Genomic DNA, 13,890 nt, shown 5'->3' with positions numbered 1-13,890 from the left:
GAGCAAATCCGCTCCGTCCGGTCGTATCCATTGTGAGTTGTCGTCTGACCGAATGTTCTTCAATGGGAAGGGGCATCCCGTAGCCGCACTTGTTTCGGCTTTCCAGAAACTGGTTTTCCGGTGCTAAGCTTGCAAAAAAGCCGGGAGGATAGCGACTGACCTCCGACCGGTGGCTTGTGCAGCCGTAATCAGAAGCCGCGCGACCTCCGGCCCGCCGGCTACGAGGAGAAGTTCATGGCAGCTCGTTCCATCGCGTCTCTGACGCTTTCCTTCGGCCTGGTTTCCATCCCGGTCAAACTGTACTCGGCCACGGAGAGTGCCTCAGGGGTTGGCTTCAATCTCCTGACGCCAGAAGGCGGGCGGGTGAAGCAGCAGTACATCTCTGAGGCGACAGGCGAGGTGGTGGCTCGCGCCGACATGAAGAAGGGTTACGAGTTTGAGAAGGGACAGTTCGTCGTCTTCGCTGCAGACGAGCTGAAGGCGCTTGAAGAGGGTGCTACGCACGTTGTAGAAATTGTCTCCTTCGTGCCGGAAAAATCGGTCGACCCGCTCTACTACGACAAGGCGTATTTCATTGCGCCGGACAAACGGGGTGGCAAACCCTACAGTCTGCTGCAGCAGGCGATGCGCCAAAGCGAACGGTGTGCACTCGCCAAATGGTCGTACAAGGGAAAGACCCGAGTCGTTCAGATAAGGCCGGCTGAAGACGGGATGGTCTTCCAGCAACTGTTGTTTGCCGATGAGGTGCGTGCATTGAGCGATTTGCATATCGAGCAGGCGCCCGTAACCGCCACGGAACTCAAGCTTGCGCTGCAAATCATCGACCAGGTCTCCGAAGACGCTTACGACCCGTCGGCTTATGAGGACGAGGAGAAAAAGCGGATTCTCGAGGCCATCGACCGGAAAATCGCGGGCAAGCAGATTGTGTCTCCAGAGGAGTCCACGAGTGAGTCGGGCGGCCAGGTAATTGACCTGATGGAAGCGCTTCGGGCGAGTCTCAGCGCCAACAAGGCGAAACGGGACGTACCGGCGAAGACGGCGCCGGCCAGGACAACGGCAACGAAGAAGACCACCGCCGCTGACGTCGAAGTGTTGGCAGCCAAACCAAGGCGCCCTGTCAAACGAGCCACACCGAAAGCCGATGTGAAAGAGGCGCAACCGGCAAAGGTTCGAGCACGCAAGTGACCAGACGGAATCAGTCAAACGATTACTCGTTGCGCAGCCTTCAATCGCTGCTGGGGGTCTCGCGTCGGGTGCTATCTGGGCTGATTGAAGCCGGATTTGTTCACCCTGCACGCGGCCGAAGAAACGAACTTCGGTTCTCTTTCCAGGATGTAGTGGTCCTGCGCACAGCATTTCAGTTGCAATCAGCCAAAATCTCATCACGGAAGATTTTGAAGGCGCTTGCCAAGCTAAAGGCCGAACTCCCTGACGAGCTTCCCCTGTCTGGAATCCGAATCACATCGGTAGGCGAGACCGTGGCTGTCAGGTCAGGACAGGCCCAATGGGACGCGGCCTCGGGCCAGCACCTGCTCGACTTCGAGGTCGCACCTATTCGTGGCGATGTCGCGTTCCTCGACTCGGCACCGCGAAACCTGGCGAGTCGGGAACAGCAAGCGGAGGAATGGTTTGCACTCGCAGAACAACTGACCGGAACCGATGCTATTGGCGCAGAGCAGGCCTACCGGAAAGTGCTGGAGCTCGCGCCATCACCGCATTACCACGCTTTTACCAATCTGGGCGTATTGCTCTGCGAGGCAGAAACCCGCTGCGATGAGGCATTGTCCGTTTTTGAAGGGGCGTTAGGGCACTTCCCGGATGACGCGTTACTGCACTTCAACCGCGCGGTCGTTCTCGAAGAGTTGAAACGTTACGACGCTGCAGCGACAGCCTATCAGCGATGCATAGAACTTGACCCGACGCATGCCGACGCTCACTTCAACCTCGCCCGGCTGAGCGAGATTCGTGGTGACAAACAAGGTCTCGTTCGGCACCTTAGTGCTTATCGCCGGCTGGTTGGCTGAACCGGGATTCGCCGGCGAATCATCTGGTTCAGAGCACGGCTTGCGGCCTATCAACCCGTTCATGAGGATGCTGAAACTCTGCGGCATGTCCGGCCACGGCCTGATGCAAGGACGTACAAAGCTGCAGATGCTGCGTTCGGCATCGTTCTCGTGACGCAACTGTTCTGTCGAAGTTCATCGACGTGACTTGTCCTCCACCCACGTTTTACTTGTCCTCCGCCCACGCGCAACTTGTCCTCCACCCACGTTTTGCTTGGCCTTCACACACGGAAAATGGGTATCCACTTCCGAAAACCGTGCTGCAGGCAAGACGTTTTCTCGGTCGAGCACTCCGGTAATCTTATAATCTTTAATCTGTGTAACCCTATGCGTGAGCGAGGAGCCCCTAAGATTGGCTCAAGACAGCGATTCCGATGAATCTTCTCGGTGTTGTTGTACGGCTCTGAATATCCCCGAGGGTAGCGCTTATGGCAACCAGGACGAAGGGCTGTGCGCACGAGCGGCGTTTCTGCTATCAAGCCGGCGCCGCCTTAAGGAAGCGTCAAGCTGTTCGGAAGTCACCGCCGTCCAGCGCACTCCCTGGTTGCCCTCTGTACAGCCATGAGAGTCCCGTAAGCGCAACACCGCCCGTGTCGAGGTTCGTGTTTTCCGCTCTCCGGAAGTTCACCTCTTTTGTGGTCGCCGTAAATGCCGGCTTCTTGCGACACGTCCACGAGACACTGCCTCGTCTGGTGGCTTTCTCGGCGTCGCAACTTGTGATACTCACGCACAGCGGGCGTGGACAAACGAAGTTGCGTACGCATGCGGGACGTTCAGAAAACGTACTTCTTCTTCGGTTCACATCGATTCGTCCACCACTCGTCGCGATATGGAAGCGAACGTAGTTCGCGGGCTCGAGGTCCTCGTTGCTGACTGGTGAAATGCCAAATGCTGGAGCGCGTCAGAGAGCGCAAGAAGGTCCAGCCCATCAATCCATTCGCGCATCAGTCAACTTGACGTCACTGGACGGTTCCTGTTTCGGTGTGTAACCAATGAGCCGAGTTTGTCTGCGGGAGTTGCGGTCAATCACTGATTTTGGCCCACTCGAGGACTGCCACGCCGCGATATTCGCTGGGATTTTGTGCGGCTATAGACAAAGACGGTAATGCCGACAAACGGTTTGCCCTCGCGGGGTAACCCTTTCTCTACGGGAGCGCTGCGTTGCGCCTCGACTTGAAACCGCCTTGCTCGCGCGTCGGCAGTGGGAAACATGAATGATTTGACGAGCACGTCGTTCAGATGACTAAAAAGTAATTTCTGCGTCACCGCTCGTCCAGATTTCATTCTCCAGAATGGACACCGTTCGGAATCAAATCTTATCGATTCCGCCCGCTCTGGAGGAGCATATGCAGCCCCACGCTATTGCCGCTACGCTTATTGCTGCAACGCGCGCCACGTCCGCATTTGCCGATGGCAACCTCGACCGCCCGGAATCACCGACTTCCAATACGACCGCCTCAACCGCCCAGCCACCGCAGCAAGGGAACACCAGAGCGCTTTCGATGGTCTCTGCTGTCGCAACCACTCGCGTTGCTCCCGGCTCCCGCTACGTGTCTTGTCTCCCGCATCATTCAAGAGAAAATCGTGTTTAAGTTAATTGCGTTGCTCGGCGCGGCAGCGTGCCTAGGTGGTTGCGCGGTCGCACCAGGATATGGATACGCCCAGCCATACGATTCAGCGTACGGCTATCCCTTCTACGGGTCGGGGTACGATACCTGCAGTATCTGGGGCGGCTGCGGTGGCTGGGGCGGCTATCGCTGGCACGGCGACCATTGGCACGGTGGATGGCACGGCGGACATGAGGCCGGACATGGAGGTGGACATGGAGGTGGACATGGAGGTGGACATGGAGGTGGACACGGCGGTGGAGGTGGACATGGTGGCGGCCGCTGACATGCTCCCCTGGTCCCCGATGACGGACCGCGCTTACTACGAACACCGGTCGGCTGCGTGAGAGTTCCCCCGCCCGACACGTACTGTTGCCGCTGCCCTAGGCCCGTCGAATACGACGACCGAAACCTCCAACGGAAGGGGTATCCAATTGATGACTCGACGACTCGAGCAAGCTCGGCGCTTGCTCGCTCTTGCGCAGACTGGGCTCCACTATTCGACTGGGCCGTTCGATACCGAACGCTACCGCGAGATAGCGAACATCGCTCACGCCCAACTCGCGGAAATTGCCGACATGAGCACCCAGGAAGTCGCGGAACTCTTCTCCAAGGAAGAAGGGTACGCGAATCCCAAGGTCGACGTTCGATGCGCGGTGTTTGACGAAACGGGCCGCATACTTCTTGTACGGGAAGCAGCAGAGGGACTGTGGTCGTTGCCCGGTGGATGGGCAGACGTGGGAGCGACCCCTGCCGAAAACGCCGCGCGAGAGGTTCGCGAAGAAAGCGGCTATATTGTGCACATCACTCGGCTGCTCGCAGTGTGGGACATGCAACGGCACTCGCATCCACCATCGTTATTTCACATCTGGAAACTGGTGTTCCTCGGCGAGATTGTTGCCTCGGGCGAGTTGGTGGGCGGCGAGACGGATGGCGCCGATTTCTTTGACCTTGACGCTTTGCCGACGCTATCGCTGGGGCGTGTTTTGCCGGAACAGCTGCGTCGGCTGGATGAACTGCGTCGTTGCGGCGATGTCGAGTTCGACTAGACATGTGAGTCGGCTGTCCTGGCGAGGGGCAAAGTCGTTGGCGACCACGGCAGCACAGGCCTGCTCTCAACGCCTTGTTCGTGTCGGCTCGCTATGTTTTAACGATTCTTTGTCAGCAAAACTTCCCGCCGTATGCACCTTCGCGCTGACAAAGAATGAATATCGAAGACGTCTACCGGGAGGCGATGAGCATGCATCGCCACTACGACACACTCTCGCTGACTGCGGTGACCCACAACATTTGTCACGCTCGCCGGAACTCCAGCGGTCTATTGGAGCAATTCCTGGCTACACCGGAGCGCCCCCGGTTTGGATAGTTGGCGGCCTGCTTATGTGGCTAGCTTTCAGTATTTACCAACAACTCGATGGTCACGCCGGATTTGCATTGAAGTTTGCCGAGTTTGCTGAATGCAATACGAGCGCGACACTCACCGGTGTCTCGCGCGACATGCACCACTTCGACGAGACGCAACTCACCCAGTTCGTGCGCAAGGTTCACGCTACCGTTCGGAGTAGCTAGTAATGGCGCAAGACTCGATACGGCTCGCCGGCGCGACTTCCGCCGGGGGCTCGCTCCTCGCACAGCTCAGGGCGCGCGTCCTGCTTCTGGCTGCCTTTGTCGGCTCCATGTGGCTGGTCTTTTTCCTGTCCGCTGCACTGCCGTTCCTGCATCTGAACCGGCACGGCGTAGTGCCGCGCACGCTTGGCGGGCTACAGGGCATCCCGTTTGCCCCGTGGCTGCACGCAAGCCTGGTGCACCTGATAGCCAACACGAGCGGCCTCCTAATTCTCGGCTGGCTGTGCATGTGGCCGCGCATCGACAACTTCTGGCAAGCGACCATCGGGGCGATGCTGGGCGCCGGACTGTGCGCCTGGGGGTTTGGTGCGCCCTACACGGTGCATATCGGCGCAAGCGGCCTGGTGTTCGGCTACGCCGGCTACCTGGTCGCCCGGGGCTTCTACACGCGGCACATTCTCGCAATGCTGGCGGCACTCTTCGTCGCGGGCAGCTACGGGCTGACGATGCTGTTCGGCCTGATGCCGCTCTACCCTGGTGTATCGTGGCAAAGCCATCTCGGCGGTGCGCTGGGTGGCATCCTTGCCGCGCGCGCGACGGCGCCGAGCCGTGCACGACTCTTATGACGCAGCAATCTCGGTCGCATTCACACATTGAGCGCAGCCATCTTGCTTTTCGTGCATCTAGCTCAAAATATTGCCCGTGTACCGCGCTACCAGATAACTGAACGTGAACCGCAAAATTCGCTCTCGAAAACACAGCCGCCCGGCTATGTCACCTTTACTGCGCGCGCTGACTTACAGCCACGCTTCGCTTGAGCCTGTGACGCAGGCGATGCTTCTGCGGTGCTACATTGCACTGGATGCTTTCCGACGGGGCCACGGCTCACGCGACCTGTTTTCAGCGCTTGGTCGAACCCTCCTGATTGCGGAAGAACTCGGACGGCTCGTTCATCGGGCAAGCACGGCGGGCGACATTGAATCGGCACAAGCCGCGCTCATGCGTATCAACGCCGGAGAGCACGCAGGCGGCGGGTGGCGAGTCTGCGATGCAGATTACCTGGCTTTATCCACCGCTCTTGCTGTATTCAGTGAACAACTCAACGCAGCCTCCCTCAGCGACATCGCGAAAGCTGAGGCTCGGATGCTCGCGGGTCTCCTTGGTTCGGAGCGGGCGACGCGACAGGTTAAAGAGCTGGCCTGAAGGCTTTTCATCGCCAGGCTTGCCGCCGTCGAATGCCGTCGCACCGTAGTGAGGCTTTCGGCCCGGACGAGAAGTGTCGTGCGTCATGCTCACGCGCGAGCTGGTCTTTCAGAAGGAAATGGCGGGCGCTCAACCAGAACCGGTTCACTCACAAAACGGCGCGCTATCCAATTGCTACGCCGACGTCGTGCGTCGCAAATAAAAACCGCCCCTCGGATTTTGGTCGCGAGGGGCGCTATCACGTCAGAACACTTTCGCTTACAGTGCGGCGTCCTTCAGCTTCTTCAGCGGGCGCACCTTAAGCCGCACCGAAGCGGGCTTCGCCGCGAACCACTTGTCTTCACCCGTGAACGGGTCCTTGCCGAAGCGCTTTTTCTTGGCGGGTACGTCTTGCGCGACAACCTTCAGCAGGCCGGGGAGCGTGAACTCTTTCGCGCCCTTCTTGTGAATCGATGCGAGCACCGTTTCTTCAAGCGCAGCCATCAACGCCTTTGCCGCCTTGGGTTCGACGCCTGAGCGCTCTGCCAGATGAATCGTCAGCGATGCCTTCGTGAACGAGTCCTTGATAGGTTTCAGGGGAGCAGCCGCAGCAGACTTCTTCGCAACCGGTGCAGCAGCTTTCTTGCTGGCCGGTGCTGCCGCTTTCTTCGTAACCGGAGCGGCGGCTTTCTTGCTGACCGGAGCTGCCGCTTTCTTCGTGGCCGGAGCCGCAGTTTTCTTCGTGGTGGTGGTTGCCATGAGTTCCTCGCTTCTAGTCAAAGGTTGCCCAAGACCTTTGCCTTTGCACCGTCACCGACTAACGCAAAGGTACAAATCCTCGGGTTGGGCGCCAGCGTAACAACACCGGCATGAAGACGCAACGTCTGAGGCCTTAAACCAAGGGATTTTTGGCGTAGAAGTTAATAAAACGGTGACCTGTACTCTGCTTTAGGGACATTCGGCCAGTGAAATCCTACGGACCGTGGCTTCGAGTGGGACCTTAGTGATGGCCGAACCATCGAACTGACCTGCTCTCTGGCAGTCAGACGTCACCTGCGACGCGCTTTAGCTTGACGTTTCGACACGGCTTTTTATCCTTGAAATAGCGTGGCTCTGTTTGCCCGCCCGCCAACGCGGCAGACACGATGGAGACGGAAATGACGCCGACGGACGAAATCACGGTATAAACGTTCGGGCTGTCCGGCTTCCCATGCCCGTCCCACACGGTACTGCCAGCGCCGCCTTCGATTGCTCCGGCCGCTTCGCCACCGCAATAGACGCTGGTGCGCCGGACGACCTGATGCCCGACGTGATGAAGGTTGGTGGCGTAACCGGCTGGATGCGACTCGCTGCGATGGCGCAGGCGAACGGGCTAACCGAGCGCCGCTCGACCGTACCGATAGACTGGGTCCTATCGAGGGAGGATGAGCATGTGGCAGTTAATCGCGGGGGTGCTGCTGCTGGTGTTCGTGTCGTGCGACACCCTTGCAGCGCCGGTGGCCCCGGAAGAGGACGACACTAGCATCGGTCCGGCGAAGTGCGCGGAGTTCCAGCGCGACACCGTCGCCCAAAGCCTCCGCAGCGCCCAGTTCATCGACGAGCATGTCGAGATTGTCCCGCCGCAGGAGCAGAAGTACCTGGAGACGGGGAGCGCGGCGAGCACGCTTTCGGGCGCCAGTCGACACCGTTTTCTGTTCGTGATTCACCATCCTTTGTACAACGCGTGGCGCTTGCACAATTCGCTGCGGGAACTTATCCATTCGCTCCAGTCGATTGACGAACCTTCGCCGGGCGCGAACCGTGACACGCATCGGGTAAAGAAAGCAGCTTTTGCGCTCGTCTCAGTTGCGCGAACAGGTGTTCTGTTCGAGGCTTACTCGCGCGAGGACAGAGCGCGCCCGGCGCCGGTTATGGATGACGCGACTTTCCAGGTGGCCTCAGTCTCACTGGCTGAAATGGCGCCAGCCCTCGCTTGGTTCATCAGTTGCACCGCGGATGCCATGGAAAGCCGGAAGAAGTAACGAACCCAACGAGTCGGCCGTCCGACCCGTCGCGAGCCCGGGTCCCTATCTATAAGGAAAGCGAGTACACGGCGCTGGACGACGCAGTCGCCGAGCTGCGCAAACAGCCGCTCAGAGAGGAACTCCAGGTCTGTACGACGTACGACATTCAGACCGCCTGCAGCCGCCTGATAGGCGACGAAGTCGCAGCACTGAACTGGGCGCTGCGACTGTCGCAGACCAAGGCACTTCAGCACGCTGAAGACGGGTACCGCCAGCCCCGACATTTAAACGGCCCTACCTACAGCTTCTAAAAAAGAGTCTTCTGGTTATTAAACGAGCCCCTTTTCCTGCAAAGAATAAGGAAGCGAGCTCCTTGAGGAACAAGCGGAAGGCCTCCCCAACGCCGGAAGCCTCGCTCGTTCGCCAAGGCAGTGCCGCCGGCGTAGCGCTTCCGCAGCCGGTTGCGACGCAGGCCTCTTCGCCTACGGTCGCTTCTGCTGCTTCCAGTCCGAGCGACTCCCGCAGCACGACCGGCATGAGCGCGGTCTGATGACAGTGTTGCTTGTTGCGATTGGATGCGGCGCGCTCGTCAGACGCCGAAAAAAGAATGATGGCGCGCCGAGGAACCACTAAACAATGTTCGGTTATCTATTCGGCCATCCAGCTAGAAGTAGCGCAATGCATCTTGCGCATGGCATAGTGCCGGCATCTCAACGACGGAGGTGCGAATGACGCCCCTGGAATCCTTGCAAGCAAAAATCCAAAAACTGCAGAATCAAGCAGACGCACTCATCGCGAAGAAGTCGAGTGCTGTTATCGAGAAAATTCGCGAATTGATGTCAACGCACGGCCTGACAACTGCCGACATCGATGCGGATGCTGGTGGCAAGAAACGTGGACCGAAAGCCGCAGCTAAATCTGCGGTCGTCGCCAAGCCGTCCGCAGCGAAGTATCAGGACCCGAAGACAGGCGCTACATGGTCCGGACACGGACGCGCTCCGGGTTGGATTGCGAACGCGAAAGACCGCAGCAAATTCCTGATTGAGGGTAGTGCCGATGCAGTCGTCGCTGCAGGCGTGGCAAGTGCGAAGAAGGCCAAGACTGCGGGCAAGAAAGTCTCGTCGTCAGTCAGCGCCGCTGCTGGCACGGCTCAGCCGAAAGGTCCGCAGCCGGCTAAGTATCGCGACGCGAAGTCCGGTGCGACTTGGAGCGGGCGCGGTCCGGCTCCGGCGTGGCTAGCCGGTGCGAAAGACCGGGCAAAGTTTCTGATTGCTAGCGTTAGCGGAGTTGCAGATTCTGGCGCTGCGACCAAGCCGAAAGTCGTCGTCGCGAAGAAACCCGCGATAAAGGCGGCGGTAGCGAAGAAGGCACCGGCGAAGAAACTGGTTGGCGCCAAAAAGGTGGGCACGACGACGAATGTCGCGGCTGCGCCGGAAGCTGCGGCCGCTTAATCGACTGTGTAAGCGAGCACACAGAGCTCGCTTTTTTTGCGTCGGCACGCGCGATTGGCGTGGTTTACCTCGAACGGGTCCGCAATGCGTCCAGGCGGGCGGCGCATTTTGCGTTCGAACCACCACGCTTGTAGGCCTGTGCCGCCTTTGTGCTGTCGGGGACGACGTCGCCGGGAGCACTCGTACCCCAGCGTCCCTCCCAATACAAGCCCAAGTTATACGCGGCCGACCGGTGTCCAAGCTCCAAGGCCGTGGCATACAGGTCCTTGGCCATCTCAAGGTCGGCGTCCATGCCACGACCAAGCCTCGCGCTGTCCGCAAGAGCCGCTGCCGCCATGCCGCGAAGCGGGTCGGTCGCCATATCGTCCTTCAGGACATCGCCCAGAATGACGTGTCCGCCCTCGAAATCGGCAGGCCCACCTGTCTCCGTGACAAGAGACAGTGCAAGGGCGACCCGGAGCGACGGGTGCCGGTCAGGGCCAACCCGTTCAAGAAGGCGCCGGCCGAGATAGGGTGCGCCCGGCAACGGGCTTGTGAGCAGGCCATTCGCAATGGCCGCGATTGATTCAAGTGAAAGAAATCCAACCTTGTTCGCTGACACAACGTGCCGGAAGAACTTTTCTACATCGAGTGCCGGGTCGCTCTGGCGAAGTTGTGCCCACTCACGTTCAATTTGGCCCAACCAGCTGGAATCTACAGACATCAGATTTCGCGTCCTGTGGTGAGTGATGCGCACAATGATACCTCACCGCTACTGCTGTCCGATGCCCCAAGCCGGGCGGGGCTGTGTTCGCTATAGCTCAAGTCGGTGACTGCCGCTCTGCCGGAGCAAGGTTCTCATTGATTTTTCCGTCGCGGCTCTGCTGGCGTCCACTATGCTGAGGCGCCTAACGTTTCCGCAGGGACCTTTTTCGGAACTCACCCGCATCAACTCGATGCGCAATACTCGCACATGGTGGGTCCCCACCACTGGCGAAACCGTTTCACGCTACTGGGCAGAACGTCCAAGTAATTTTCGTCGACAGTCGTCGCAATCTATTTGGAGTGGAGAGGTGACCGATTCGCAAGACGAGAAGCTGGAGAAAGCCGTCGGCTGGCTGCGAGAGGCAGACGGTCTTCTAATCACTGCGGGCGCCGGTATGGGCGTCGACTCGGGCCTTCCTGATTTTCGCGGCCGGGAAGGTTTCTGGCGCGCCTATCCCGCGCTTCGGCATCGGGGCCTTTCTTTCGAAGACATGGCAAACCCAGGAGCTTTCGCGAGGCATCCGGAGCTCGCCTGGGGCTTCTACGGACACCGCCTGAAGCTGTACCGCGAGACCGTCCCGCACGAGGGCTTCGCGATTTTGCGCCGGTGGGCGGACCGCATGGTCCATGGCGCCTTCGTGTTCACGAGCAACGTGGACGGCCAGTTCCAGAAGGCCGGGTTCTCCGAAAGCCGGGTCCACGAATGCCATGGGTCGATTCACGCACTCCAATGCCTGGAGGTCTGCACGAGCGATACATGGTCGGCAGAGGAATTTCACCCGGTCGTAAATGAGAAGACGTCCCTTCTGGAAAGGCCAATGCCTCGTTGCCCGCACTGCGGCTCTCTCGCGCGTCCAAATATCTTGATGTTCGGAGACTGGTCGTGGGTTGATGTGCCGTATGAAAAGCAACGCGAGCGCCTGGCAGCCTGGATTTCATCGGTATCGAAGCTGGTGGTCGTTGAACTTGGTGCGGGAAAGGCACTGCCGACTGTACGACGGTTCAGCGAAAGAAACGCGCAGAACCGGCTCATCCGGATTAATCCTCGTGAGGCAAGCGCCGACCCGACGCACGGTGTTGGATTTGAGGGCGGAGCCGCCGAGACACTCAAGCTGCTCGACGCCCAGGTGTGAGTTGCGCACAAAGAGCATCCACCTGCGGCATGCATAGTGCGGCGTGAGGTATAGCTTACCGCCCGCGCCGACGTGTGGGTTTGTGGCGGCGCAAATCTTTGGTCTTGACCGAATCCTGTGCGATTTCGTGCGTGGCTGTCGTGACTTGTCCGAAAAGTGTGTAATTCACCCGCAAATCTGTCCGAAAACTGTGTGTTTCCGAGCCACGTCCGGCTGCCGCTATCCCGCCACAGCAGCGTCAATTTCAAGAAGGACGAGAATCCTTTTGTCCAGCCTCGGAGCGTGCCCGCAACGTCTCGTATAACTGCCCTGGTCCAAGCAGGATGTCCATTAACCCCTCACGCACCCGTTCAGAACCAAGTGCCTGCGTACTCATCGCGCTATGGGCGTCGAGCGCATCCAATGATGGCATCCATCACCGCGACCTTCAGGTCGGGCGAATTGGCAAACTGCGCCTTGCTGTTGCTCGCCGCATGCTGCAACATCCTCGGGTTCTAGAGCAGCTTGCCCTTGATGGCGCCGTTGACGTATACAAGCTGGTCGTCATCGGACAGTTCGCCCTCAAACAGGCCGTTGACCTTCTGGATAATTTCGTTCAGAAGCGCCTGCTGCCTTTCCTGCACCGAACCACTGCCTACCGCGTCCATCGGCGCGAGCTTATCGGCGTCGCCCTGATTCAGATTCAGTGCCTGCCGGCCTGTATTCTTCAGCGTGTGATGGGTCAGCACCACCTTCGACAAGTCGACCGTATCGCGCTCGAGGCCGAATTCCAGCAGCGGGAGGAGTCGCTTGTAGAAGATAAAGCGCTTCTCGATACCGGTATTGCCGTAGTTGAAAATCTGCGACAGGAAGGCGTAGAGGCGCACGAACGCGCCTATGTCATTCCTGAAAAGCACCAGCGCATCAAGCGTGTCTCTCGCGGCCTGCGCAGCCTTGTCGTCGTGCTGCGCTTCGGCTGCGGCCAATACCTGCTGGGCGGCCTTATAGCGGTTGAGCAGGCGGTCAGCCACGGGCGCGATGGCGGTGCTCAGCTGCGCCTGGGTCCCCTTCGGGTCCAGCTCGACCGATGCCACCCGGTCCACCTCGAAATCATCGTAGTGCCCGCTTGCGTCAAGCTTGGCACGCAGGTCGTAGACATGATGCGGGTCGGTGGTGGCCTCGAGCTCGGCGGTTTCATCATAGGTCTTGAACGCCTTGAGAATCTCGCCGGCGTCGTTGACGAAGTCGAGAATGTAGGTGGTGTCGTTCGCCAAAGCCCTCAAGACTGCCTAGTCTATAGGTTTTTGTTGCACGCATTTGGTGCGTGACTCGATTTCCGAAACGCAATTTTGTTCTCCAAGAGGTGCATGGTTACCGCTCGTGCTGACCTGAACCTTCAGAATTTTGATTGTGAGGCGCTTACAGAATAAGTGGCACGATTCCTGCTTTTCCTGTGCATAGGTCGGCCGCTATGGCTCGGCAGCACAGCAACTGCCGTGACTAGCCCGACCGCCGAGCGCTCGAATTTGAGTGCGAATAGAAAGAAGGTGCGCAGCGCGGGGCAGCGCATTGTAGTTCGCTTAGCAAAGGCAAGACATGAACGTGTTCGACGATTTGACAGACAACGAGTGGGCGCTGGTTGAGGCTTTGTTCGATGCTCAGCCCGCAACCACTGAACGACGCGGCCGGCCTCGCGCGGAAGCTCGCGCGGTTGCCAATGGCGTGTTGTGGGTTCTGGCGTCGGGAGAAGGTTGGACCAGGCTGCCGGGCCGCTATCCGTCGCCGCCGACCTGCCGCCGCCGCTTTGAAGAGTGGCAAGCCGACGGCACGCTTGCCGAAATAGTCAAACGGCTCGGTACGAGCGGTCGCAAAATTTCGCTGCGTGGCCGAATTGGCGCAACGGCTGCAAAGCCACCGGCACCGCCGCGCCCCGAGCGCATCCGCGGCGCGTTCTGGACCAATCCGGAATCCTGGCGTGTGCCGGCGGCAATGGCCTGACCGAGCTGTCGCCAACCCTATCGACGACCGCCCGGAAGGTGCTGCACCACGCACCATGGTCTATGCACTCCGTCGACCGGTTTGCAGATGTCCGATACGGCAGTCGAGAATGCGGGCCGCCTGCATTGGTGCTTCTGCACCAAGCGTCAAGTCTCGCCCGTCAT

13 protein-coding genes and 1 pseudogene are annotated in these 13,890 nt (G+C 59.3%); 11 read left to right on the top strand and 3 right to left on the bottom strand.

The genetic code is table 11. The features are described 5' to 3' along the window. Positions 1 to 234: 234 nt before the first annotated feature. From OKW35_RS04615 to OKW35_RS04590, 6 genes are all read left to right on the top strand, one after another. Entirely contained in the window at positions 235 to 1,185 is a 951-nt protein-coding gene (locus tag OKW35_RS04615; RefSeq protein WP_429551344.1) for a Ku protein, read from the top strand. After that, positions 1,182 to 2,024 carry a tetratricopeptide repeat protein gene (locus OKW35_RS04610; RefSeq protein ID WP_429551343.1) on the top strand — a complete coding sequence of 281 codons (843 nt, stop codon included), beginning with the start codon at positions 1,182 to 1,184 and terminating at the stop codon, positions 2,022 to 2,024. The genes OKW35_RS04615 and OKW35_RS04610 overlap by 4 nt, the downstream gene beginning before the upstream one ends. Before the next feature lie 1,849 nt (positions 2,025 to 3,873). Continuing rightward, positions 3,874 to 4,017, top strand: a complete 144-nt coding sequence (locus OKW35_RS04605) for a hypothetical protein (protein ID WP_429551342.1) — start codon at positions 3,874 to 3,876, stop codon at positions 4,015 to 4,017. Between the two features lie 90 nt (positions 4,018 to 4,107). Continuing rightward, positions 4,108 to 4,719, top strand: coding sequence for an NUDIX hydrolase (locus OKW35_RS04600; protein ID WP_429551341.1), 612 nt, complete (start codon positions 4,108 to 4,110; stop codon positions 4,717 to 4,719). 522 nt (positions 4,720 to 5,241) lie between these two features. Next, positions 5,242 to 5,862, top strand: a complete 621-nt coding sequence (locus tag OKW35_RS04595) for a rhomboid family intramembrane serine protease (protein WP_429551340.1) — start codon at positions 5,242 to 5,244, stop codon at positions 5,860 to 5,862. A gap of 103 nt (positions 5,863 to 5,965) precedes the next feature. After that, positions 5,966 to 6,439: a hypothetical protein gene (locus tag OKW35_RS04590; protein ID WP_429551339.1), complete on the top strand. Its 474-nt coding sequence runs from the start codon at positions 5,966 to 5,968 to the stop codon at positions 6,437 to 6,439. Between the two features lie 258 nt (positions 6,440 to 6,697). Here the strand turns inward: OKW35_RS04590 and OKW35_RS04585 are convergent, their stop codons facing one another. Further along, entirely contained in the window at positions 6,698 to 7,177 is a 480-nt protein-coding gene (locus tag OKW35_RS04585; protein WP_429551338.1) for an HU family DNA-binding protein, read from the bottom strand. 451 nt (positions 7,178 to 7,628) lie between these two features. Here OKW35_RS04585 and OKW35_RS04580 point away from each other — a divergent pair, with 451 nt between their 5' ends. From OKW35_RS04580 to OKW35_RS04570, 3 genes are all read left to right on the top strand, one after another. After that, a complete protein-coding gene (locus OKW35_RS04580; protein ID WP_429551337.1) occupies positions 7,629 to 7,940 on the top strand; it encodes an enolase C-terminal domain-like protein in 312 nt (103 codons plus the stop codon). After that, complete coding sequence (locus OKW35_RS04575) at positions 7,843 to 8,439, top strand: hypothetical protein (RefSeq protein ID WP_429551846.1); 597 nt, start codon at positions 7,843 to 7,845, stop codon at positions 8,437 to 8,439. Before OKW35_RS04580 ends, OKW35_RS04575 begins: the two co-directional genes overlap by 98 nt. A gap of 710 nt (positions 8,440 to 9,149) precedes the next feature. Next, positions 9,150 to 9,872, top strand: coding sequence for an H-NS family nucleoid-associated regulatory protein (locus OKW35_RS04570; protein ID WP_429551336.1), 723 nt, complete (start codon positions 9,150 to 9,152; stop codon positions 9,870 to 9,872). A gap of 64 nt (positions 9,873 to 9,936) precedes the next feature. Here the strand turns inward: OKW35_RS04570 and OKW35_RS04565 are convergent, their stop codons facing one another. After that, positions 9,937 to 10,575 (bottom strand): sel1 repeat family protein, encoded by a 639-nt coding sequence (locus OKW35_RS04565; protein WP_429551335.1) that lies wholly within the window; start codon positions 10,573 to 10,575, stop codon positions 9,937 to 9,939. A 436-nt stretch (positions 10,576 to 11,011) separates the two neighbouring features. On the opposite strand from OKW35_RS04565, the gene OKW35_RS04560 reads away from it, so the two are divergent. Then, positions 11,012 to 11,749 carry an SIR2 family NAD-dependent protein deacylase gene (locus OKW35_RS04560; protein WP_429551826.1) on the top strand — a complete coding sequence of 246 codons (738 nt, stop codon included), beginning with the start codon at positions 11,012 to 11,014 and terminating at the stop codon, positions 11,747 to 11,749. 244 nt (positions 11,750 to 11,993) lie between these two features. Here OKW35_RS04560 and OKW35_RS04555 read toward each other — a convergent pair. Then, positions 11,994 to 12,993, bottom strand: a pseudogene (locus OKW35_RS04555) (type I restriction endonuclease subunit R); the annotation flags it as partial. 331 nt (positions 12,994 to 13,324) lie between these two features. On the opposite strand from OKW35_RS04555, the gene OKW35_RS04550 reads away from it, so the two are divergent. After that, entirely contained in the window at positions 13,325 to 13,726 is a 402-nt protein-coding gene (locus OKW35_RS04550; RefSeq protein WP_429361878.1) for a transposase, read from the top strand. Positions 13,727 to 13,890 lie beyond the last annotated feature (164 nt).

It is taken from the genome of Paraburkholderia sp. MM5477-R1, assembly GCF_050436385.1.
GTDB lineage: Bacteria > Pseudomonadota > Gammaproteobacteria > Burkholderiales > Burkholderiaceae > Paraburkholderia > Paraburkholderia tuberum.
This window is presented reverse-complemented; position numbering and strand designations above follow the sequence as displayed.

Coding starts and splice junctions, on each gene's coding strand:
- OKW35_RS04615 (WP_429551344.1), top strand. CDS start 235: ATGGCAGCTCGTTCCATCGCGTCTCTGACGCTTTCCTTCGGCCTGGTT.
- OKW35_RS04570 (WP_429551336.1), top strand. CDS start 9,150: ATGACGCCCCTGGAATCCTTGCAAGCAAAAATCCAAAAACTGCAGAAT.
- OKW35_RS04565 (WP_429551335.1), bottom strand. CDS start 10,575: ATGTCTGTAGATTCCAGCTGGTTGGGCCAAATTGAACGTGAGTGGGCA.
- OKW35_RS04580 (WP_429551337.1), top strand. CDS start 7,629: ATGCCCGTCCCACACGGTACTGCCAGCGCCGCCTTCGATTGCTCCGGC.
- OKW35_RS04560 (WP_429551826.1), top strand. CDS start 11,012: ATGGGCGTCGACTCGGGCCTTCCTGATTTTCGCGGCCGGGAAGGTTTC.
- OKW35_RS04550 (WP_429361878.1), top strand. CDS start 13,325: ATGAACGTGTTCGACGATTTGACAGACAACGAGTGGGCGCTGGTTGAG.
- OKW35_RS04595 (WP_429551340.1), top strand. CDS start 5,242: ATGGCGCAAGACTCGATACGGCTCGCCGGCGCGACTTCCGCCGGGGGC.
- OKW35_RS04575 (WP_429551846.1), top strand. CDS start 7,843: ATGAGCATGTGGCAGTTAATCGCGGGGGTGCTGCTGCTGGTGTTCGTG.
- OKW35_RS04585 (WP_429551338.1), bottom strand. CDS start 7,177: ATGGCAACCACCACCACGAAGAAAACTGCGGCTCCGGCCACGAAGAAA.
- OKW35_RS04605 (WP_429551342.1), top strand. CDS start 3,874: ATGGAGGTGGACATGGAGGTGGACATGGAGGTGGACATGGAGGTGGAC.
- OKW35_RS04600 (WP_429551341.1), top strand. CDS start 4,108: ATGACTCGACGACTCGAGCAAGCTCGGCGCTTGCTCGCTCTTGCGCAG.